The sequence below is a fragment of the Marinifilum sp. N1E240 genome, assembly GCF_009295825.1.
GTDB lineage: Bacteria > Bacteroidota > Bacteroidia > Bacteroidales > Marinifilaceae > Marinifilum_A > Marinifilum_A sediminis.
The window spans coordinates 605,498-626,825 of sequence record NZ_WHKF01000002.1 but is presented as its reverse complement, the minus strand read 5'-3'; the positions used below and the strand labels follow the sequence as shown (position 1 = coordinate 626,825).

Below are 21,328 nucleotides of genomic sequence, written 5' to 3'. Positions count from 1 at the left end.
GTTACTATGTATTAGTAGCCTCTTTCTTCTTATCTTACAATTTAATAGAGCTTAAAATATCTCTATTTTCATATATTTTCTGCCCTGATGCTTCTATTCCTATCTTAAACATTCCATATGCCAATTCTTCAGAAGTTATGCTAACATTTTCACCAAACATCTTAATAAGAGGGTACAATAAACGAGATAGTTTATAAGAAAAATTCGGTTCTTCTCTCTTTTCAACAGGATAAATATAAGCTGGTCGAAAAGTAAAAGCATTATCTAAAGTTGAGAAGAAATAGTTTTCAGCAATTCCCTTATATTTGGCAAACGACATTCGGCTCTTTTCAGTTCTATCAGCTCCTCCTCCACTTAAAAAGCAAAAATTCGCTTTAGGACTATGGATTTTTAACACATCAACAAAAGAATTTGTATAATCCACGGTTATTTCTCTAAACTTTAAATCCGAAACCGCTCCTGTATACACTCCAATGCAAAAATAGACCACATCTATATTCTGAAACTCATGTTGATAGGGAGAGTAATCTTTAAAATCTTTCACAAGCACCTCGTTTAGTTTTGGGTGTTTATTGTCAGAAAATCTACGAACAAAACTGGTTACTTTAGCTATTTCCAAAGATTTTAGGCAGTGCTTAAGAATAATGTTCCCAACCATTCCACTTGCTCCAGTTATCAAAACATTTTTCATTCCTTAGAATTTAATTATTAATTTATAGATCCAAGTTAATCCTAATATAACAATCCTTTTCACCACTTCTATAACTTTGATTAATCTTACAAATTTATGGCGATTCCAGATCAATCATTTATAGCAATTACAGAATCATGAATACTTTTTACTGATTTTCATACTAAACTTGTATTTCAATCTTTACTCATGCTCCAAACGAAATTTATTTTCTCTCACAAACCTACTTAGATTTATTCTAAATAAACTCAATATTGTTAAAATCTCAGTCAAGGCATAAGCATTCCATTATCAGACTCTTCCCTCTTCTAATATCGATTGCATTAGGAAACTCACTATTTATAGGTATTGTACAGTAAAAAAGAAAACCGTTCCTTTGCACGCTGAAAGAAAAAGGAGTTGGTTGTCTTTATTAGAATTTTGATAAGTAAATCCATTTATTTCAAATTACAACAAACCAAAATTAACAGCGTAGCAAATTTATGCAGCCTTGATATTTACTGAATTTCAAAAATTATCAACTGTGATATTTGTTCCACTCAACCATTGAAAAATAAATTGTAAAATGGCTAAAATGCAATTCAAAGCCGGTGAATGGCAAAAAACTATTAACGTTAGAGATTTCGTTAGTAACAATTTAACTTCGTACACCGGAGATTCTTCATTTTTGACTGAAGCGACAGAACGCACAAAGAAATTATGGGATATCTGCAAAGAAGCAGTTAAGGAAGAACGTGCTAATAATGGAGTTCGCTCAATCGATACAGAAACAGTATCAACCATTGCTTCTCACGGAGCTGGTTATATCGATAAATCATTAGAATTGATCGTCGGATTACAAGCTGATGAATTACTTCGCAGAGCAATGAAGCCTTATGGTGGTATTGCTGTAGTTGAAAAAGCATGTACAGAGCAAGGTCTTGAAGTATCGGATCGTGTAAAAGACATTTTCCGCAACTTCGCAAAAACTCACAATGATGGTGTTTTTGATGCATATACCGACGAAATTCGTAAATTTCGTTCTTTAGGATTCCTTACTGGTCTTCCTGATAACTACGCTCGTGGTCGTATCATTGGTGATTACCGTCGTGTAGCACTTTACGGTATCGATCGTTTGATCCAAGCTAAAAAAGAAGATTTGAATGGTTTACAAGGAACCATGACAGATCAAATGATTCGTCTTCGTGAAGAGGTTTCAGAGCAAATCAAGGCTTTAGGTCAAATTAAGGAGCTTGGTGACAAGTACGGCTTGGAATTAAATCGTCCAGCTGAAACTGCACAAGAAGCTATCCAGTGGGTTTATATGGGATACCTTGCTGCAGTAAAAGAGCAAGATGGTGCTGCTATGTCATTGGGTAACGTTTCTACTTTCCTTGATGTTTATATCAATCGTGATCTTGAAGCAGGTGAAATTACTGAGGAATTTGCTCAGGAAATGTTAGACCAATTCGTAATGAAATTGCGTATGGTTCGTCACCTACGTATGAATGCTTACGATGAGATTTTCGCAGGTGATCCAACTTGGGTAACTGAGTCTATTGGTGGTAACACTCTTGACGGAAGAACTAAGGTAACCAAGACATCTTTCCGTTTCTTGAATACATTATACACTCTTGGAGCTTCTCCAGAGCCAAACATGACCGTTCTTTGGTCTGAAACATTACCTGAAGGATTCAAGAAATTCTGCGCTCAGGTTTCTATCGATACTTCTTCAATTCAGTACGAGAATGACCAGTTGATGTGTGATACTCGTAAATCGGATGATTATGGTATTGCTTGTTGTGTTTCTTACCAGGAAATTGGAAAGCAAATTCAGTTCTTCGGCGCGCGTTGTAACTTAGCTAAAACTCTTCTTTTAGCATTGAACGGTGGACGTTGTGAGAAAACAGGAACTCAATTGATCAACGGTATTCCAGCTATGTCAAGCGACGAGTTGAATTACGATGAGGTAATGAGTAACTACATGATTGCAATGAAGGAAATGGCTCGTGTTTACAGCGATTCAATGAACATCATTCACTACATGCACGATAAGTACTACTACGAAAAGGCTCAAATGTCTTTAGTTGATACCAATCCTGCAATTAACCTTGCGTACGGTATTGCTGGTCTTTCAATTGTTGCCGATTCATTGTCTGCAATTAAGAATGCTAAGGTAACTGCTGTTCGTAACGAAGAAGGATTGACTTGCGATTTCAAGATTGAAGGTGATTTCCCATTCTATGGTAACGATGATGATGCAGTAGACTGTTTTGCTGTTGAAATTCCAACTCTTTTCAATGGCTTATTGAAAGAATTGCATACATATAAGAATGCTGAACCTACCATGTCTATTCTTACCATTACTTCTAACGTTGTTTATGGTTTGAAAACTGGTGCTACTCCTGATGGTAGAGCCGCTGGTGTACCTTTCGCTCCTGGTGCTAACCCAATGCACGGACGTGATTCTCATGGTGCAATTGCTTCTTTGAACTCTGTAGCAAAAATCAACTACGAAGATTCATTGGATGGTATCTCTAACACTTTCTCTATTGTTCCTAAATCATTAGGCGCAACTGCTGAAACTCGTCAGGATAACCTGGTAACTATGATGGATGCTTACTTTGTAAAAGGAGCTCATCACTTGAACGTAAATGTTTTGGATCGTGCAATGCTTGAAGATGCAATGGAGCATCCTGAAGAATATCCACAGCTTACTATCCGTGTATCGGGATATGCTGTAAACTTTGTACGTTTGACACGTGAGCAGCAACTTGAGGTGATCTCTCGTAGCTTCTTTGATAAAATGTAAGATCGTTTAACTTATATATAAAGAGTACCGGAGCTTTCTTATGAAGGTTTCCGGATTCTTTTTTTTATTGCATCAATGTGAATTTTAACATTGATATCCCACTTAAATAGAAAAACATGTTAAACGTTCATTCATTTGAATCATTAGGTACTTACGATGGACCAGGAATCCGTTTGGTCGTATTTCTACAAGGTTGTGCCTTTAAATGTTTGTATTGCGCTAATCCCGATACCATTAGTTTTAAAGGTGGCACTCCTACTCCATTGGATGAAATAATGAGAAAAGCTCGTAATCAACGACCTTTCTTTGGAAAGATTGGTGGTGTGACCATTTCGGGTGGTGAGCCATTATGGCAAGCTGCAGAGTTAAAAAAACTTTTCAAGCTATTGAAAGAGGAAGATTTTAACACCTGCATAGATAGTAATGGAAATGTGCTAACCGATGATGTTAAAGAATTGATGGAATATACCGATTTGGTATTGCTTGATATCAAACACATCAACCCCGATTGGCACCAGAAAATTACAGGTAAACGCAATGATACTACTCTGAAATTTGCCAAATACCTTCGCGATAAGGATGTAAAAGTATGGATGCGTTATGTATTGGTTCCAGGATACTCTGATCAACCAGAATATTTGCATGAAATGGGTAAGCATTTTCAGGAGTACGGCAATATCGAAAAACTGGAAATTCAACCTTACCATAAATTAGGCGTTCACAAATACGAACACCTAAAAATGGAATACAAATTAGAAGAAGTTCCTGAAAACACACTAGAACAACTTGAAGCGGCTAAAGAAATCTTCAGTCAGTATTTCAAGGAAGTCATTATTAATTAATTACAAAATATTAATTGAACAACAATGTCGTATCAAGATATCAATGAAATTGTTGAGGTAGCAAAACCAAAAATTGAAGTTTCTGTAAAGGATCAAAATGCTTTTAATTCACCATCCGAAACTGTTGAGGTAGTAAATCATACTGCTGAAGCTAAAAAAGTAATGCCGTCGAAAAAAACATTTGTATTAGCATTAATGGCGGGTGGATATATTGCTATGGGTAGTCTTTTGGCTTTAATTGTTGGTGGCGCCATGCCGGGTTTAGCAGCATCAAACCCAGGATTGCAAAAATTCTTTTTTGGAGCCGTTTTCCCTTTGGGATTAATATTGTGTGCAGTTGCTGGAGCAGAGCTATTTACAGGCAATACAGCTTATTTTATTCCTTCAGTATTGTCAAAAAGAATGTCTTTCAAAGTACCTTTAAAAAACTGGGGAATTGTATACTTTGGTAACTTTATGGGTTCACTTATTGTTGCCTATTTTTTAGTATATCTTACAGGGGCACTAATGAATTCTCCATCGGTAGATTCTGCTATTAATATAGCAATTGCAAAAACATCGAATCCATTTTACAAAACCTTTTTAAAAGGAATTGCATGTAATTGGATGGTAGCTTTGGCCATGTGGTTGGCTTATGCATCAAAAGATATTGCCAGCAAAGTATTGGGAATTTGGTTTCCGGTTATGGCTTTCGTTGCAATGGGATTTGAACACTGCGTAGCAAATATGTTTTTTATACCAGTAGCCATTTTCCATGGAGCTGACATTAGCTGGTTCGATTTTATTGTGAAAAATTTAATTCCGGCAACTTTGGGTAATATTGTTGGTGGAGCATTATTTGTTGGGACTGCTTATTGGTATGTCTACGACAAAAAGAAATAATTGCCAAAAAACATAAACAATCGATAAAATCTATTAGATTGTTAAACTTATTTCTATTATTTAATTCAGGAAGAGCCTTTGATTAATTTCATTGGCTTTTTTTATTCTAAGAAATTAGCTTCGTATAAGACCAAATCACAGAAAAATTCATGAGTAATATTACAGTCGCAATCATACATTAAATTCTAAGTGGCTTAAAAATCATCTTTTTCCAATGTTTCTCTTTAATTATCTGCCAATTACACAAAATAATAAACTTTCAAGAATTCATCCATTTTACAATACTTTCTTAATAAAAGTTGGATATTGGTATACTACCAATAAAAAATAGTTGATAACTCAAATTTTAACCCCAAAAGGAAATCTCATTTTGTTTGATATTCTAATATACATCCTCTTGCCATCGTTTTTCAGACTTTAGTTTGGAAACGTAATTTTTCACTTCTTCTTTTGATAATTTCCCTTCCTTAGCTATCACCTTCATTAAGGCTTTTCTGATACTAATAGCCATGGTACGTTTATTTCCACAAATATATACCGTCGCATTTCTATTCTCCATCCAATTGTAAATCTCAACGGATTGTTTTAATATAATATCTTGTACATAAATCTTTTCTGCTTGATCACGAGAAAATGCTGTTTCCAAACTGGTTAAAATTCCAGATTCCAGATACCTCACCAATTCATCCTGATAAATGAAATCAGTCTTAGAATTCCGTTCCCCAAAAATTAACCAATTATCTCCTTTCGATTTTGTAGCTGCCCTTTCCTGTAGAAATGAACGATAAGCTGCAATTCCAGTTCCACATCCAATCATAATAATTGGGAGATCTGTATTTTCCGGTAAGCGAAAGCTATCATTATTCTCAATGTATACCGAAATCATTTCTCCTACCTCAATTCTATCAGACAAGTACGAGGAAGTAATACCAATATGAGACCTATCTTTCAGATTATATTCCATTACTCCCAAAGTTATGTGAACTTCATCGGGATACACATTATAACTGGATGCGACCGAATACAATCGAGGTTTCAATTTCCGAAGTACTGTTAGAAACTGCTCTGGTTTTATTACTACCGGAAAATCACTCACCATATCCAATACATCGTGATTGAAACAATACTCCTCTATTGCCTTAGAACTGGCAATAATACGGTTCAATGCCTCGATATTGGCTATAGATGCATATTTTTTCAGAACAACAGGAGTTAACAAGCTAAGTTCATAATGTTTAATTAAAGATTCTTTAAGAAGTTCTATACTACCATTGTTTTGAATTGCATGAGTGCCATCAAACTTTAATTTTCGCAAAAGTCGATCCACCAAAAAACGAGAATTAGTACACTGAATTGCAAGAGAATCACCTGGTTTATATTGTTTATTCACCCCTTCAAGCGAAAATGCAAGATGAATTGTTTTCTTGGTAGAATCAGACCCACAAAGATTTCTCTTCTCTTTTACTCTTACCTGAAACTCTCCTTTGGTGTTTTGACTATCAACATAAAAATCAAATGAAAAATCTGTGCTTGGGAACTGCTTATCCGCTTGAATTAAATGAAAATGTGCTTCCACTGCCTTCTTAATCCAATCTCTTGCTACCTCTTCAAAATCTACATCACATTCCTGTACTGGTAATATTTTCTTAGATCCAAGTTGTAGCAATCGCTTTTCTAAATCTTTACCCGTTTTGCAGTAATCTTTATAACTGCTATCGCCAAGTGCCAAGACACTAAAGTTCAATTGTTTTAGATCTTTTCTTTTCTTATCGTGAAGATAATTGTAAAATTCCATGGCTACGGCGGGAGGATCACCTTCACCATGAGTACTTACAATTAAAAGCATATTATGGATCTTATCTAAGAGCTGAAACTCCATACTCTTCATTTCAAGTAAACACGTTTTTAAAGCAACTTGCTTTGCATACCTATTCGTAAGCTCTGCAATAGAACGTGAATTACCAGTTCTGCTACCATATATAATGTAGAGAATATCCTTCATATTAACTTTTCACTCCAATTTGGTTTAACTGATCTACCCAGGTGGCATTTTCCTCGTATTTCATAAAAAATGGCTTATACGTTTCCTTATAATCTCGATGACGAACATATTGCATCATGAAATACTTTTCTCCATCAAGTGGATTCTCTACTATTCCCATGATGTGCACTTTGCCCTTGGATGCCGACATAACAGGACCGGTAAGGGTTTTTGCCAAACTGCCAGTGCTTCGAATAGCATCAGTATATATTTGATAAGCCTCTTGCAATGGAATTTGGAAATATTCGTAAGGTCCGGTTTCTCGCTCAATAAACATGTAGTAAGGAACTAAGCCTAAGTTGACCTGATCTGTCCACATTTTAGCCCAAACTTCACTACTATTGTTGATATGGTTTAATATTGGTGCCTGGGTTCTGATCTGAGCTCCGGTAGCTCTTATATTACTTATGGCTTCCTGAACAATTTCATTATCAAGCTCTACATAATGATTAAAATGTGCCATTATCGAGAGATGTATTCCACGATCAACAATACGTCTAAACATGCTTAACATCTCCTCTGCCTCGTCATTAAATGCAGGTAAAAATGTAAACGGCCAATAACTTAAGGATTTTGTTCCGAATCTTATTACCTCCAAATTTTCAAGTTCCGCATCAAGTATTTTTTCGATATATTGATTTAGAGTTACAGGGCTCATAATCATTGGGTCACCACCTGTAAATAAAAGTTCATGTACATATTCATGATTTCTAATATAAGCAATCACCTTATCTATCTCCCGCATAGAAAACTGTAAATCAAGCTCCTTTGTAAATTGTGGCCACCTAAAACAGAAGGTACAATGGGCATGACACGATTGTCCTTGTGTGGGAAAAAATAGCACAATATCCTGATACTTATGCTGAATACCTCTTAATTTTCCCCCATTTAATTCCGGAACATTTGTTAGTTGTTGAGCAGGGTGCGGATTTAAATCCATCCTAATTTTATTAATGATCTTATACAGCTCTTTCTCTGGTAGATTCTGCTTTACTCCTCTCCTTACCATTTCATACTGCTCTTCCCTAAGCATATGTCGATTTGGAAAATTAAGAATATAGATCGGATCATCCTGATAGTTGTTCCAATCAATTAAATAATCAACCACATAATTATTAGTTTTAAAAGGAATCACCTTGGAAACTATTGAGATTTCGTTTTTGACATCTTCCGAGAGATATCGCAAATATTCAATCTTTCTAAAATTTTTAGTATTGTATGTAATGAACCTCATATCTAAGTAAATTAAGTAATACAAAGAGACAGGCAACAATGGATAAGTAGGATATTAAAAAATACCAATTAATGTAACCAAAAGCAATTTATTTAGATTAAATCTAACTACAATGCATTTTAACTAAAAATCTCTTTTGATCACAAAAAAATCCAATTAGCTTAAGCCAACTGGATTTGATATGAAATATGTATAAGTTATTTACAACTTACATCATCATAATTATTCTTAACTTGAATCAAGGCGACCATTTCCTTGGTCTGATCAACGCATGAAAAAACATTTTCACCAATAGTATTATATGCTAAAGTAATACCCATTCTTCGAAATTCTCTTGTTGTTGGTTTCCCAAAGAATCTCAAATCGGATTTTGGATAAACAGCAGCTTTTTCAACACCTTCAAAGTAGGGATTACTACCTTCATTGTCAGCTAAAATAACAGCACTTGCTCCTACCCTTTCCAATGTAATTTCAGAAATAGGTAAGCCCAAAACTGCACGACAATGCAATTCAAACTCACTAAAATTCTGCGTTCCTGCAAGCGTTACCATTCCAGTATCATGCGGGCGAGGTGATAATTCAGAAAATACCACGCCATCTTCGCAAATAAAGAACTCAACACCCCAAAGTCCGTTACCACCCAAAACGGACGTAACTTTTTCGGCCATTTCCTGTGCCACTTTCACATCCTCCTCAGAAATTAAAGCTGGTTGCCAACTTTGCTGGTAATCCCCACGTTCCTGAACATGTCCAATAGGAGGACAAAATAGAGTTGTACCATTTTTTTGAGTAACCGTAAGCAATGTAATTTCTGAAGTGAATTTCACAAAAGCTTCAACAATTACATCACCTGAATCTCCACGACCTTTCGATCCTGCAATATCCCATGCCTTGGCTATATCATCGTAACATTTGATTACCGATTGACCTTTTCCCGAAGAAGACATTAGAGGTTTTACCACACAAGGCATTCCCACTTCTTCCACAACCTTATACATATCCTCCAAAGAGTGTGCGTAAAGGTATTTTGCGGTACGAATTCCTAAATCTTTAGCCGCTAAATCTCGAATAGCTCTTCGGTCCATCGTAAAATTAGCCGCCTTTGCACTCGGAACAACCTGAATTCCTTCTTCCTCATAAGCATAAAATCGCTCCGTACGAATGGCTTCAATCTCCGGCACTATTACATCAGGTTGATGCTTCGCTACTATCCTATCCAGGGCATCTCCATCCAACATGTTTATCACTTCAAAGACATCCGCAACTTGCATAGCTGGAGCTCCAGCATAACTATCAACTGCAATAACATTTTGTCCTAATCGCTGAGCAGCAATCACAAATTCTTTCCCTAACTCTCCTGAGCCTAACAGTAAAATTTTCTTTACCATAAAACAACTTTCAATTTATAAAATGGATTATTTAAACGGTTGTTAAGTATCTTAAAATGCAAAATTACATTTAAATAATGTAATTAACTGTTAGTAGGTAGTGTAAAATAGAAAGTGGTTCCAACTCCTTCGGTTGACTCACACCAAATTTCCCCACCTAATAATTCTACCAAACCTTTCGAAATGGATAAACCAAGACCAGTTCCACTGTTATGCTCATGATTTTCAGATTCAACCTGAAGGAAACGATCGAATATGTGTGGAATCTGATCGCCTGGAATTCCAACTCCCGAATCCTGAATTTTGATTTGCAAAAAATCTTCATCCAATAATGAGCAATGTATCAAAATCTCACCTTCAGTAGTAAATTTACTGGCATTGCCAATTAAATTGATCAAAATTTGCTTCAGTCTTACTCTATCTGTTTTAATCAAATTCTCGTGAAAATCCAATTCAATTTGAGAGTGCAATCTGATTCGTCCATCCTTAATTTTATCGTTGCTGGAAAAAAACTCCTGTATTGTTTCGATTAAATCCCTTATTTCTACTTCTTCAACATACAGTTTTAATTGCCCACTTTCTATCAAGGATGTATCCATGATATCATCAATTATCTTTTGTAAATAATCTGAACTCCTTTGAATTAAATCACAATACTTAAACTGTTTTTCCTTTGTTATATTAGGTGAAGATAATAAAGAAGAAAACCCAACGATACTATTCATAGGGGTCCTAATCTCATGCGACATATTAGCCAAAAATAGGGTTTTTAAGCGATCAGCATTCTTCGCAACCTTCGTTGCTTCTTTAAGCTGTTCTTCCCTCTCCATTTGCACCGATATGTCACTCATAATACCAAGCATTCTATAGGCTTTTCCTGATCCATCCTTTAAGAAAGTTCCTTTATCATGAATCGGAACATACAAACCATTCTTATGCTGATATCTATAAATTACTTCATAGTCATCACCCTTGGCAATGGAGTGATCCAAAGTGGATACTGCATTATCCACATCATCAGGATGAACAAACTTCTCCCAATCCTTAATTGTGATAGACTCGTATTCTTTAGTGGTTGAACCAATCGTATTTTTCAGATCTCCAGACCACAACACACTATCATCCAGCAAATTGTAGTCGTACACAATTTGACCTCTTTGCTCTGCCACTATTCTATACCGAGCCTCACTATCTTTCAAAGCACTTTCTGCAACTAACCGATGAGAAAGCTCTTTATTCAATTCTGCAGTTCGCTTTATTACTAATCTCTGCAATCTCTTATTGAAAACAAATAAAATTGAAAAAACCACCATTACCAGAAGAGCAGCACTGCCTATCCAATACCAAAAATTTCTACGCTCCCAAAATTCACGAGTTGATAAGAACACCCACTCTTTTCTAATTTTATTCTTCTCACTCCTGCTAATTGCAGCAATGGTTTTATCCAAAATAGTACGCAATATTGGCATATCATCTCTTACGCCCATGGCAATTCTGTAGGTAAAGTCAATATTACCTGCCACATGAAGCTTTACTATACCAAGGTTTTCCAGATGAAAGGATGCAGAAGCCAAATCTAAAATCATGACATCTGTTTCATCAAAAACCAACTTTTTTAAGCCTTCCAAATCATCCAAAACCAAATCCAGTTTCAAATCAGGATAAGTTCTCTCCAAATATTCATGCACCGCAAACTTATAACTTACACTCACCTTTTTATCATAGAGATCTGCTACAGTCAACAATTTATCCGAATTACTAACAATAACAACAGGAGATTCAAAATAGGCTTCGGTAAAAATTAAGTATTCACTACGCTGGGGAGTTTTCGATAGAGAAGTGGCAATCTCAACATGCTTGCTCTTTATTAATTCCAGGTTAGCATCCAAACTCTCCTCATGAAGCTTGATAAATTCTATATTCAACTTATCCTCTATTAAAGACAAATAATCATTCGAAATGCCAATAACCTCGCCCTTATCATTTATAAAATCAAGAGGCGCATAAAGTGGATCTTGCGCAACCCTTAGGGAATCTCCATTTACCAACAACCATTCTTTTTCATTATTGCTTAAAAAACTTAGCTGCTCTTCATTTTTACAGCCCAATAGGAAACATAGTAAAATTAATAGGGAGATGTATTTCATGTAAATGGATCTTATGCCTTCTAAATTTAAGTATTGAAGTTCAAAATTACAAATGCAAAAAACTTCATATGACATCATAAATATCACGATATCAATCGATAAATTTCTTTCTTACAAAGAATACGTATTTTTCGATTTAGCCTGAATATTTTAATGAAACTTGATACTTTATCCATTTTAATTTATATTTACTTGTACCATTTAAGCATGCATCATTAAACCAAACTCACCTTTCACATTCTCAAACAATAATCATCCTAAACCCCCAAGAAATGAAAAAATTAGTCCTTTTATGTAGTGTTATCGCATTTTGCTTTCAATTGAGTGCACAAAATGTAGAAGAAGACAAAAAAGCAATCCAAAAAACCATTCAAACGGCTTATGTTGACGGTTTGCAAAACGAAGGTGATCTGGAGAAGATCGATTCTGGTATCCATCCTGATTTTAGATTAATAGGTATAGGCGAAGAAAACAAAATGTGGAGCCTACCTATCGATAAATGGAAAGAGAAAACCAAAAAGAAAAAAGCCGATGGCAAATTTCCTCGCACTGGCGATAAAAAAGTGAGTGTGAAGTTTGAGAATATTGATATTACAGGCAATGCCGCTGTTGCAAAAATCCAATTCTTTGTTGGCAAAAAATTGACTTACGTGGATTACATCTCGCTTTACAAATTTCCAAATGGCTGGAAAATGGTAAACAAAATTTACTATAAGATTCCGAAATAAGAAATCAATTCGATATACAAAAAAGATCGCCAAAACTGGCGATCTTTTTTATGCAATAGTATTGATGAAACTCTTGGTGTTGCAGAAAAAATGTAACCGCCCAACTGCCGCAAGTCATAGACCTGTGACAATTGAGGAAGCTTTTATAAATACCTGCTCTGCTTTCACAGAGCACAAGCAAAATCCTCGCGCTAGCTTTGGCTTGTGAATACTTGGACTATGTGGGACATCACTCAGACTTGTTCATCAAAAATGCCATCCTACTTTTAGGGATACCTCAGCTTGAAATTTTTTGCTACTGTATGTAGTGGCACCAACATTCACTTTTTCGTTGTTTAGCACACAGTGCACTGCTCCCCAAGGTTCTACATAGAAGTTTTTATACACCTTAACAATATAACCACCGCCTGCGGTTATCACATAGTCGTTGAAATTGTAATTGTTGTTATCAAGTTTTGATGTAATGGTGTTTTTCCACATTTCGCATCCAATACCATACCACCATCCCTTAAAGTTGTCATCTTTAAAGTAATCTATTATTAAAGCAGTGGCCCTTGTTTTCAAATTCAGGAAATCATCATTTCCCATCAACTTGTCTGGCATTTGAAATCCAGCGATTACACCTCGAAAACGAATTTTTTTGTAGCCATACCACAATTGGGCTGAGTATCCAAAATTACCCGTTGTCGCACTCATAATCGGAGGAAGTAAATCAATGGCTACACCAACAGTTTGTCTATTCTTTACCCTAAGGGATTGTGAATACTGAATTTGATTTTCAGAAGTATCCCTTATTAAATTTGTTTGTGCAGAAATTGTTGTAGCTAAAGCCATTGTTAGGGCCCAAATAAAAAATTGCTTTTGCATATCCTAAAGTTTATCTATTTACGATACAAAAGTAAATCTCCTATAAGGCTCAACTACTCCACATTTGTTACCAATTTACATTACTCAAATAGTTCCTTGCGAATTCGGCTTAAGGATTTTGGAACTACACCTAAATAATTGGCTATATGATAAAGCTGTACCCTTTGAAATATTTCAGGATATTGGCAAAGCATTTTCTTATATCGCTCAGTGGCCGTAAGTACCTGCAAGTCTATACTCTGTTCTGCAATTTTTAAGTATGCTTGTTCCATTAATATCCTGCCAAGTCGCTCTACTTTAGGAATTTTAACATACAAATTGCACAAATCTTCTTGTTTAATTACAAGCAATGCAGAGTTTTCAATTGCCTTAATACTAACTAATGATGGAGAATTATTCAAGCGGCTCTGATTAATTGTGACCCAATCTCCTTCAAAAGCAAAGTCGGTTGTTTTTTCATCACCATTCTCCATAGATTTAAAATAAATCATCGCTCCATGATTCACAAAGCCGATGGAAGTGCATACCTGACCTGCCTCTAAAAAAAACTCATTTTTTTTGAGTGTTTGCAATTCAAAAGAACTGCAGAATTCCACTAATTCCTCATTGGTCAGGGAGATGATTGAGTCAATACTTTTTATTATTTTATTCGTTTTATCCATAGAAAAATTGCCTGTTGTTTCCCAAGTTAGCAAAACATTTTTCATGCCGGAGTGCAGGTACGCAAATAATTATTCTGAATAAATTTTACTGGTACAGATTTCACCTTGTGGTAATTGGGAGAAAGCAAAAATCAAAGCCATAAAAACTCGCCAAGAGACAAACTTTTACGGCTCTAATCATTTATTTATCTAATTTTATGGGGATGTGCAACAGTTACTTTTGTTATCAGCCGCTTTTACATCAAGTCTTTAATGTCCAACACGGTAAGAAGCAGCCCCATTAAAATCATCACAATGGCACACCACTTCATATAGGGTTTATTGATCCGTTTTAATTGTGTAAGAACAAAAATCCCACCACCAATAAATATCAAGTTGTCTATAAAAGAACCAATTATTTCAAACATAGCATTTTAATTATTTTCAGTTCGTTGTATTAGTTTAATGTTTTCTTTTTCTAAGTTGGTTAGAAAGGCATTAACATTATCGTGTTGTCCAGAATACCAATCCTGATTTTTAAAATATAAATAGATTTCTCCACCTAAGTTAAACTTATAACCATATCGGGCAAATATCTCATTTCGCATGATTTGTAGATTGGGCTTAGTCATTTCGTTTAATTCTTCTGGACTTAAAATTCGCATTGATGCTTGTGGATATTTTCCTGGAAAATTGGAATTAATTAAACCTGTCCTAATTCCAATTTCAAATTCTCCTTTATCCATTAAAGGACTCCATGATTCATATATTTTCAATCCTTTAATGTGTTCGTTGGATTCATATATCACAAATTCTCCATTTGTCTTATTAGAATAGAATTTACTTCCTTCAATTCGAACATTTTTTAAGTTCTCCCAATGCCAAATCCATGATTTGCCATCATCAGACCAATTTCCTGTTTTAAGTTGAGCGTAATCCTTCTCAATTCCAAATATTAGAATCAGTTCAGATTCCATTTCAGAATCTCCAAAATGATATATGGATTGATATTCAAAAGTAAATTTGGGCACCCAAGTTTTAATTTTTGACTCATCGATTCTTTCTGAACCAATCTTTTGTCCGCTTACAACTAAGGGAATTAAAGTTAAAAACAAAAGAAGATATCTATTTCTCATAGGTGCTTTTTTAATGTAATCATCTAATTTTATATAGATGTGCAACGCTTACTTTTCTTAGCAGCTGGCTTTTGTCATAATGTTTTCTCAGAAATTTCTGAGTTCTGTGAATCGCCATTGAAAATAATTGGATGACATTCTTTAATAAACTTTTCAACTTCTTTTTCGGATATGTGGTCTGGATATGACATTAGTAATAATTGTAATGGAGATTGACCTTCTTTTAAAGGAGGCATTTCATAATAATGTTGATTTAGTTTGAAGCCTATTCTTTCATAAAATTTTATTCTTCGCTGATTTATTGCCGATGTAGGCAATTCCACCTCCAGAAGAATTGGCTTTTCATTTCGATTCATAAATCTATTAAGAATTAACTTTCCGAAACCTTTATTCCTATGTTGTTTTGATGTCGCAAAATGATCAATGAATCTATGTTTTTCAAAATCCCACCATAAAAGAAATCCTATCAGCTCTTTTTCATTACTCATGACATCAAAATGATAATTTGATTTATTAAAGACACGTATTTGATCATCCAACAATCTTCGCTCTTCCAATGGGAAGGCATCCTGATAGAGTTCCCAAGCTTCGTGGAAATAATTATCTGAAATAGTTTTTAATCTTATTTGTTTCATTTGCATCGCTGTATGTGCAGGGAGATGGTTTACAGTTGTACAAGTCACATGGTTTACACTATGTGGTTTGTTACGCGAATACTCTTTTCTCTATATTTTAGTAGTATATTATTAATATAAGCTAAAAATACATTACCATAAAATACTTTCCAAACACCATTGACATTATTCAGGCAAACAAAGTAATGCATCTATCTGCTACTGCCTATAATCTTAAAAAACTATTGAAATATGTAAGTAAAAACACGAAAACAATGGCTAATCAGGCAATTGTTTGCTTTTTACTTATCAGGAGCCTATTGGGCAGGTATAGATCCATTTTAAGGCTTTTATAATGTAATCATCTAATTTTATGCGGATGCGCAATGCTTACTTATATTACCAGCTGTGTTATCACAATCACTTATTTTTCGTCAATCTTTGCTTATTATAATTGAATTTCATAAATATAACATACCCCGGTAATCGAATCCCGAAAATACCTTGAACCTTGGTCAAAATCACAATTTCCACCATATCTGATGGAAGTATGCGATGGTTTAAACCAATCAGGAGCTTCACTTGGTAATGTCCAATTTCTAGTGTCAATAGGTAAACTGTTTTGTACTAAAAACTCTTCCCACCAAATCTTTGTTGGTTTGAATTTCAAATACATAATATATTCTCTAGTCATATGACTGGATTGCCAATATTTTGCTTTTTCAAATTCTATATCATTTGGAGGTTTCGTTCCTGCCCAATAATTATATGCTTCTTTTGGATTAGTTGTATTAATTTCGGAACAGCTACTTAGCGTTAACACGGTTAATGTTAAAATCAGAATCCATTTTATCAAATTATCTAATCTCATAAGTCTATATTATTTGATCATTTAACATTGCTGGTAACGGTTGGTGTAAGTTTAGTAGAGGATTTACGTGCAGTTATCCGTCCGATAGGAACGGATAATTGGGCGTGAATCCAACGTTGGAACACCCACCGAACCCGCTATTAAATTTACACTTTGTTGTGTGCTGGCTTTTTTACATATTGATTATAAATTACTTGAATGAAAAAAAGTGCTATTCCAATAAATCCAAAAAATAAAGTAATTATAACTATCAGTGGATTTTTAATCTCATTGATTTTAAAATCCTTATAAACCAAAATGGCAAAAGCTATATTAAATAAAACTGTAATAATCGTTGGAATATAAGATATGTACTCATACATGGAGTTTTGGCTTTCTATCATTAATTGGGCTAGATAATTATGGAAATAATAAATCCAAACCAAGTTAATTAGGTAGGCAATTGACAATAAAATAGCGTATTTATAAATTGCTTTCTGAAAATCAAATCTGTTCATATTTATTAATTAAGTTTTTTAGAATTAGGATTGAAAAAAAGAACAGTCCTGCTGTTGCTGAAATAACGGTCAAAATCGGAATAATAATCCAGTTTAGCCCATTTCGGTATAGGTCAATCGACATTATTACTCCTAGAATTATATTAAAAATATTAGTTTGATACATTGAGAAAAATGTGGTTTGGCTCTGCGTAAACCCATCACCAACAATTGTTTTCGTAAATAAATCAGGCACTAATTCATTTAGTAAAACTCTCAGTATTGCTAATCCTATAATGATTAGTAGGTATTTCGTTATAAATCTTTTTATATCCATTGTTTCTTTTTTTCGCATATGTATCGATTTGGTTAAGCTTGCACACAACTTGTTTGTTAGCTGAATAAAGTTGTGTTTATTTTTACTGTATCACAATTAAAAGTTGTGCAATACATACCCTATAGGTCAGTATTGTGCACTTCTTGTAATTTTTCGGTCGTATACTATATTTAAAAGTAGAAAGAAGTTAGTCAATTCAAAAGCTAGCATAATAAAAATTTAAAAAGCTTTCAGAATATAGAATAGGTCTAGATTAGAATTACTTTCTGATACTCAATATCAAAGTCAATGTAATTATTCTCATGATTGCTATCTTTTTATTATGTATGTACAGGGAGATCGTTTACAATTGTGCAAGTCACATGCTTTACACTATGTGGTCTGTTAAGCGAATACTTTTTTCTCTATATTTAAGTAGTTTATCATTTATATTACTTAAAAATACATTACCATAAAATACTTTCCAAAGCTCGCTAGCGCACGTAAGGAAGTGCGGTGGCAGGGCGATAGACATTAACATTCAGCCACTTACAGTAAAAGCGCAAGCTTTCAAGCTTACATTTTGTGGCTCTCGCAAAAAATTCTCTTGCTCTCGCACATCTGTGTAAGTGAGAAACAAAACCTTTTGTGACACTCTCAAAATTTTTTCGGACTGTTAAACAAACAACAAAGCCTTGCAATTTGCCTTTACTATGGCATACAATATAATTCGTTTACAAACCTCGAATCTTGATTGCAAATCGAAATCTTCAGTTCAGAAATAAGGGGCGTCTTACTTCTTTATTTTTGGTGGGATTTATAGTATTGTTCTGCAGAATCAATGTTAAAAGTTCTTCCGGAAGTAACTTTTGGGGAATTAGAGCCTTCTAATTCGTTATTATGAATTGGATTGAATTAATGCTCTGGTTCTTATTCTAGAATAAATTTAAAGAATTATTTCTTTAAATTCCGAATGGAAAATTCATTTGTCAGGAAAAAACTTGGGTTTATGATCTAAAAAGCAAAGTTTAAATTAAAGCGGATGCTTTAATTTTATTAGCTCTAAAGGTAGAGGTCAACAAATCAGATTCTAAAAAGCTTTGTCCTAATAAGCTGAGTTCGATACGGCAAGATACCCGATCGATTTACTTCAGCTATTTTATCTTTTCAACTACACTCCCACAATATCCATTTAGCAATGCAAAAAACACTTGATCCATTTTACATTGGATAAACGAAACAACCTGTTAAATCACAAACTTTTCTTTAGAATTAAACGTCAAACTATTATTTATATCGAGGTTATACCTAGCATGTAAAACTAGTTTAAAAGACGTATTAAACTGGAGGTAATACCTGGCTTCGACAAGGAAATAATCGTAGGCAGAGAGCGAATAAAAGATTTTAATTTTTTGCTTAATAGCTAAATTATTGATTTTTATCTTCTCCTTCTACTTAAAAAACTTTAACTGTTCAGAAACTCCAGGTATGGAATGTGTAATTCCGTATGTTATCTATTTTGCCCCAACATCCTATTCCGTATATCGAAAACAACAATTTTTAAAGTTTAAATGAAAATCCATCTGGTAAAATAATGTAAACAATGGTTCCCGGATATTCTATTTCATTTTCATTTCTATCCAGAATTCTCAATTTTATAGTTTTATCGTTAACCGAATTCAATAGTCTAAAGTAAGCCTTCATAAGCTTCATACCTACACCATTTCCCAAATTCTCTTTTTGAGACGAAACCTTACGACCTACACCATTATCTTCAATTTGAAACACCGTATTTTTACCTGTTTTATAAATTTTTATCAACAATTCTCCTCCCAGCTCACGATCCAACAACCCATGTCTAACTGCATTTTCCACATAAGTCTGCATTAACATTTTCGGAACCTGAATTCGTACGTTCACATCATCAGCCACAACTATACTATAAGAGAAACGATTCTTAAACCTAAATCGTTCCAACTGAAGATAGAGTTCAATAAATTTCAATTCCTGATCCAAACTTACGGATACTTTTGAAGATGATTCCAGAGCATGTCTCATGAGTTTGGTAAACTTCGTAAAGAAATCATACGCCTCATATCTTTCTTCTGATAATATGACTGCTCCAACCGAATTTAAGGTGTTAAAAGTAAAATGAGGATCCAATTGATTCTTCCAACTTGTCAATTGTAACTCGGCCATTTTCTTTCGACGCAGGTCACGGGTTGCGGTCATTTTTTGAATAAAAAACACAAACATCCACAATACCATATATATTCCAGACAGTGCTCCCAGAATTTTCAAATGATAATAATGAATCTGATGGTAAATGATATCAAACCATTGATTTCCGCATCTTAAATATAGAGAAGGATTTTTGTATTTTCCCTTAACCAATGCATATTTCATTACCTGTGGTATACATTTTATTTGGGTTTTTATTGGATTTCTTATTTTATCATTATATACATAAAGATACCTCCCCTCTCTACTTATAAATACTTTTTCTATATCCCCATCCTGATTCATATCTATATTCCCCAAATAGCCAACCCTTTCTTCACAATCCGTAATTTTAATTAAATCAAGGCTTTCGTTTATAGTATAAACAGTATTATTTCCTTTTAAAATTAAGACACCATGCTTTCCATTCTGAACTTGAGGTAGCATGGAAAGATAATCCTCTTTATTTTTATGCTTATAACTTCTTTTTTTCACACATGTACCAGCAGTATCTAATAAATAAAAATAATACCCCACCTCCTGGAATCTTGCATCACATTTGTGAAATACACAATAGTAATGTTTTTCTCCAAATTGAATTGGAAATGTTCTGATAAACCTAGTAGCACCTTTAAATTCCCTTACAGGGAACAAAGGCTTTAAATTTTCATCTAATATAAAAATATATGCACTGTGATCATGGTAAGCAATTGTAGTATCTCTCATATTTGAAGAAGCAAAACTACTAATAGAATATTCAGGTTTACCATCCGAATTCAGATCTGAAATTTTAAAATTATGAACATTAGTTCCCAGATGTCCTGTCTTTTTCAAGGTATTACTGGTAAGGTTATATACAAAAAGAGCACGTGGATGAATACTGAAGCCTGCAGAAACCATAAAAATATATTCTTTATGTCCATCCAAATCTGTATCATACAATTGAGTAGCTCTAATAGAATAATCATACCCCGCTTTACCACTTTTTACTTTTTCAATAAATTGATCTCTTACAAAGTGCCCTTTCCCATATGGTTCAATTACATTTAAAAACAAAGAATCGTTACGGTGCAAAAGCACATACAATTCATCCAGGCTATTGCCATCATAATCACCTGTAAAAGCCGCTTCTTGTAAATATTTACCAGGTTTTCCTGAAATATTTATTTGTTGACTGACTTCACCCTCAATAGTTCTAAAGGGAAATGAATAAAATCCATCGGTCCATTCATAGCATTGAACATTGTCAGAAATATCATCCCCATTAAAATCAGCCCATAGTGTATAGGTCGTTTTATCGGTCACCCCTTCATCAACCACTATCAGCTCAAACCTTGAAAAATTAATAAGAAAAAACACCCATAAAGGGATACTTAAAATAATAGCTAAGCCAGGAATTGATGAAGTATATTTTAAAAGTTTATATTTGATTCTCCGCATTTA

17 protein-coding genes are annotated in these 21,328 nt (G+C 34.2%); 4 read left to right on the top strand and 13 right to left on the bottom strand.

The features are described from left to right. Positions 1–34: 34 nt before the first annotated feature. Positions 35–691 (bottom strand): NAD-dependent epimerase/dehydratase family protein, encoded by a 657-nt coding sequence (locus tag GCQ56_RS07570; protein ID WP_152733815.1) that lies wholly within the window; start codon positions 689–691, stop codon positions 35–37. Between the two features lie 574 nt (positions 692–1,265). On the opposite strand from GCQ56_RS07570, the gene pflB reads away from it, so the two are divergent. The 3 genes from pflB to GCQ56_RS07555 all read left to right on the top strand — a co-directional run bounded on the left by pflB (position 1,266) and on the right by GCQ56_RS07555 (position 5,206). After that, the gene (gene pflB / locus GCQ56_RS07565) at positions 1,266–3,482 is read left to right on the top strand and encodes a formate C-acetyltransferase (protein WP_227006024.1); all 2,217 of its coding nucleotides are present in this window, start codon (positions 1,266–1,268) and stop codon (positions 3,480–3,482) included. Positions 3,483–3,598: 116 nt separating this feature from the next. Then, the gene (gene pflA, locus GCQ56_RS07560; RefSeq protein ID WP_152733812.1) at positions 3,599–4,324 is read left to right on the top strand and encodes a pyruvate formate-lyase-activating protein; all 726 of its coding nucleotides are present in this window, start codon (positions 3,599–3,601) and stop codon (positions 4,322–4,324) included. 24 nt (positions 4,325–4,348) lie between these two features. Further along, positions 4,349–5,206: a formate/nitrite transporter family protein gene (locus GCQ56_RS07555; RefSeq protein WP_152733811.1), complete on the top strand. Its 858-nt coding sequence runs from the start codon at positions 4,349–4,351 to the stop codon at positions 5,204–5,206. A 382-nt stretch (positions 5,207–5,588) separates the two neighbouring features. On the opposite strand, the gene GCQ56_RS07550 is transcribed toward GCQ56_RS07555, so the two are convergent. The 4 genes from GCQ56_RS07550 to GCQ56_RS07535 all read right to left on the bottom strand — a co-directional run bounded on the left by GCQ56_RS07550 (position 5,589) and on the right by GCQ56_RS07535 (position 12,016). Beyond that, entirely contained in the window at positions 5,589–7,208 is a 1,620-nt protein-coding gene (locus tag GCQ56_RS07550) for a sulfite reductase flavoprotein subunit alpha (protein WP_152733809.1), read from the bottom strand. Position 7,209: 1 nt separating this feature from the next. After that, complete coding sequence (locus tag GCQ56_RS07545; protein WP_152733807.1) at positions 7,210–8,481, bottom strand: KamA family radical SAM protein; 1,272 nt, start codon at positions 8,479–8,481, stop codon at positions 7,210–7,212. 197 nt (positions 8,482–8,678) lie between these two features. Continuing rightward, a complete protein-coding gene (gene purT / locus GCQ56_RS07540) occupies positions 8,679–9,869 on the bottom strand; it encodes a formate-dependent phosphoribosylglycinamide formyltransferase (protein WP_152733805.1) in 1,191 nt (396 codons plus the stop codon). Between the two features lie 83 nt (positions 9,870–9,952). Next, on the bottom strand, positions 9,953–12,016 hold the full coding sequence (locus GCQ56_RS07535; protein WP_193323735.1) for an ATP-binding protein: 2,064 nt from the start codon (positions 12,014–12,016) through the stop codon (positions 9,953–9,955). A 272-nt stretch (positions 12,017–12,288) separates the two neighbouring features. Here GCQ56_RS07535 and GCQ56_RS07530 point away from each other — a divergent pair, with 272 nt between their 5' ends. Continuing rightward, a complete protein-coding gene (locus GCQ56_RS07530) occupies positions 12,289–12,744 on the top strand; it encodes a nuclear transport factor 2 family protein (protein ID WP_152733803.1) in 456 nt (151 codons plus the stop codon). Positions 12,745–12,990: 246 nt separating this feature from the next. On the opposite strand, the gene GCQ56_RS07525 is transcribed toward GCQ56_RS07530, so the two are convergent. The 8 genes from GCQ56_RS07525 to GCQ56_RS07490 all read right to left on the bottom strand — a co-directional run bounded on the left by GCQ56_RS07525 (position 12,991) and on the right by GCQ56_RS07490 (position 21,325). Beyond that, on the bottom strand, positions 12,991–13,611 hold the full coding sequence (locus GCQ56_RS07525; RefSeq protein ID WP_152733802.1) for a hypothetical protein: 621 nt from the start codon (positions 13,609–13,611) through the stop codon (positions 12,991–12,993). 80 nt (positions 13,612–13,691) lie between these two features. Further along, positions 13,692–14,318 carry a Crp/Fnr family transcriptional regulator gene (locus GCQ56_RS07520; RefSeq protein WP_227006023.1) on the bottom strand — a complete coding sequence of 209 codons (627 nt, stop codon included), beginning with the start codon at positions 14,316–14,318 and terminating at the stop codon, positions 13,692–13,694. Positions 14,319–14,686: 368 nt separating this feature from the next. Beyond that, entirely contained in the window at positions 14,687–15,388 is a 702-nt protein-coding gene (locus tag GCQ56_RS07515) for a YARHG domain-containing protein (protein ID WP_152733800.1), read from the bottom strand. Between the two features lie 74 nt (positions 15,389–15,462). Further along, entirely contained in the window at positions 15,463–16,023 is a 561-nt protein-coding gene (locus tag GCQ56_RS07510) for a GNAT family N-acetyltransferase (RefSeq protein ID WP_152733799.1), read from the bottom strand. Positions 16,024–16,450: 427 nt separating this feature from the next. After that, entirely contained in the window at positions 16,451–16,873 is a 423-nt protein-coding gene (locus tag GCQ56_RS07505; protein WP_152733798.1) for a hypothetical protein, read from the bottom strand. A gap of 146 nt (positions 16,874–17,019) precedes the next feature. After that, the gene (locus GCQ56_RS07500; protein ID WP_152733797.1) at positions 17,020–17,370 is read right to left on the bottom strand and encodes a hypothetical protein; all 351 of its coding nucleotides are present in this window, start codon (positions 17,368–17,370) and stop codon (positions 17,020–17,022) included. After that, entirely contained in the window at positions 17,357–17,704 is a 348-nt protein-coding gene (locus GCQ56_RS07495) for a hypothetical protein (protein ID WP_152733796.1), read from the bottom strand. Before GCQ56_RS07495 ends, GCQ56_RS07500 begins: the two co-directional genes overlap by 14 nt. Positions 17,705–19,225: 1,521 nt before the next feature. Continuing rightward, entirely contained in the window at positions 19,226–21,325 is a 2,100-nt protein-coding gene (locus GCQ56_RS07490; protein ID WP_152733795.1) for a sensor histidine kinase, read from the bottom strand. Between the last annotated feature and the right edge of the window lie 3 nt (positions 21,326–21,328).

Coding starts and splice junctions, on each gene's coding strand:
- GCQ56_RS07510 (WP_152733799.1), bottom strand. CDS start 16,023: ATGAAACAAATAAGATTAAAAACTATTTCAGATAATTATTTCCACGAA.
- GCQ56_RS07515 (WP_152733800.1), bottom strand. CDS start 15,388: ATGAGAAATAGATATCTTCTTTTGTTTTTAACTTTAATTCCCTTAGTT.
- GCQ56_RS07490 (WP_152733795.1), bottom strand. CDS start 21,325: ATGCGGAGAATCAAATATAAACTTTTAAAATATACTTCATCAATTCCT.
- pflB (WP_227006024.1), top strand. CDS start 1,266: ATGCAATTCAAAGCCGGTGAATGGCAAAAAACTATTAACGTTAGAGAT.
- GCQ56_RS07500 (WP_152733797.1), bottom strand. CDS start 17,370: ATGAACAGATTTGATTTTCAGAAAGCAATTTATAAATACGCTATTTTA.
- GCQ56_RS07525 (WP_152733802.1), bottom strand. CDS start 13,611: ATGCAAAAGCAATTTTTTATTTGGGCCCTAACAATGGCTTTAGCTACA.
- GCQ56_RS07495 (WP_152733796.1), bottom strand. CDS start 17,704: ATGCGAAAAAAAGAAACAATGGATATAAAAAGATTTATAACGAAATAC.
- GCQ56_RS07550 (WP_152733809.1), bottom strand. CDS start 7,208: ATGAAGGATATTCTCTACATTATATATGGTAGCAGAACTGGTAATTCA.
- GCQ56_RS07530 (WP_152733803.1), top strand. CDS start 12,289: ATGAAAAAATTAGTCCTTTTATGTAGTGTTATCGCATTTTGCTTTCAA.
- GCQ56_RS07555 (WP_152733811.1), top strand. CDS start 4,349: ATGTCGTATCAAGATATCAATGAAATTGTTGAGGTAGCAAAACCAAAA.
- purT (WP_152733805.1), bottom strand. CDS start 9,869: ATGGTAAAGAAAATTTTACTGTTAGGCTCAGGAGAGTTAGGGAAAGAA.
- GCQ56_RS07545 (WP_152733807.1), bottom strand. CDS start 8,481: ATGAGGTTCATTACATACAATACTAAAAATTTTAGAAAGATTGAATAT.
- GCQ56_RS07520 (WP_227006023.1), bottom strand. CDS start 14,318: ATGAAAAATGTTTTGCTAACTTGGGAAACAACAGGCAATTTTTCTATG.
- GCQ56_RS07505 (WP_152733798.1), bottom strand. CDS start 16,873: ATGAGATTAGATAATTTGATAAAATGGATTCTGATTTTAACATTAACC.
- GCQ56_RS07535 (WP_193323735.1), bottom strand. CDS start 12,016: ATGAAATACATCTCCCTATTAATTTTACTATGTTTCCTATTGGGCTGT.
- GCQ56_RS07570 (WP_152733815.1), bottom strand. CDS start 691: ATGAAAAATGTTTTGATAACTGGAGCAAGTGGAATGGTTGGGAACATT.
- pflA (WP_152733812.1), top strand. CDS start 3,599: ATGTTAAACGTTCATTCATTTGAATCATTAGGTACTTACGATGGACCA.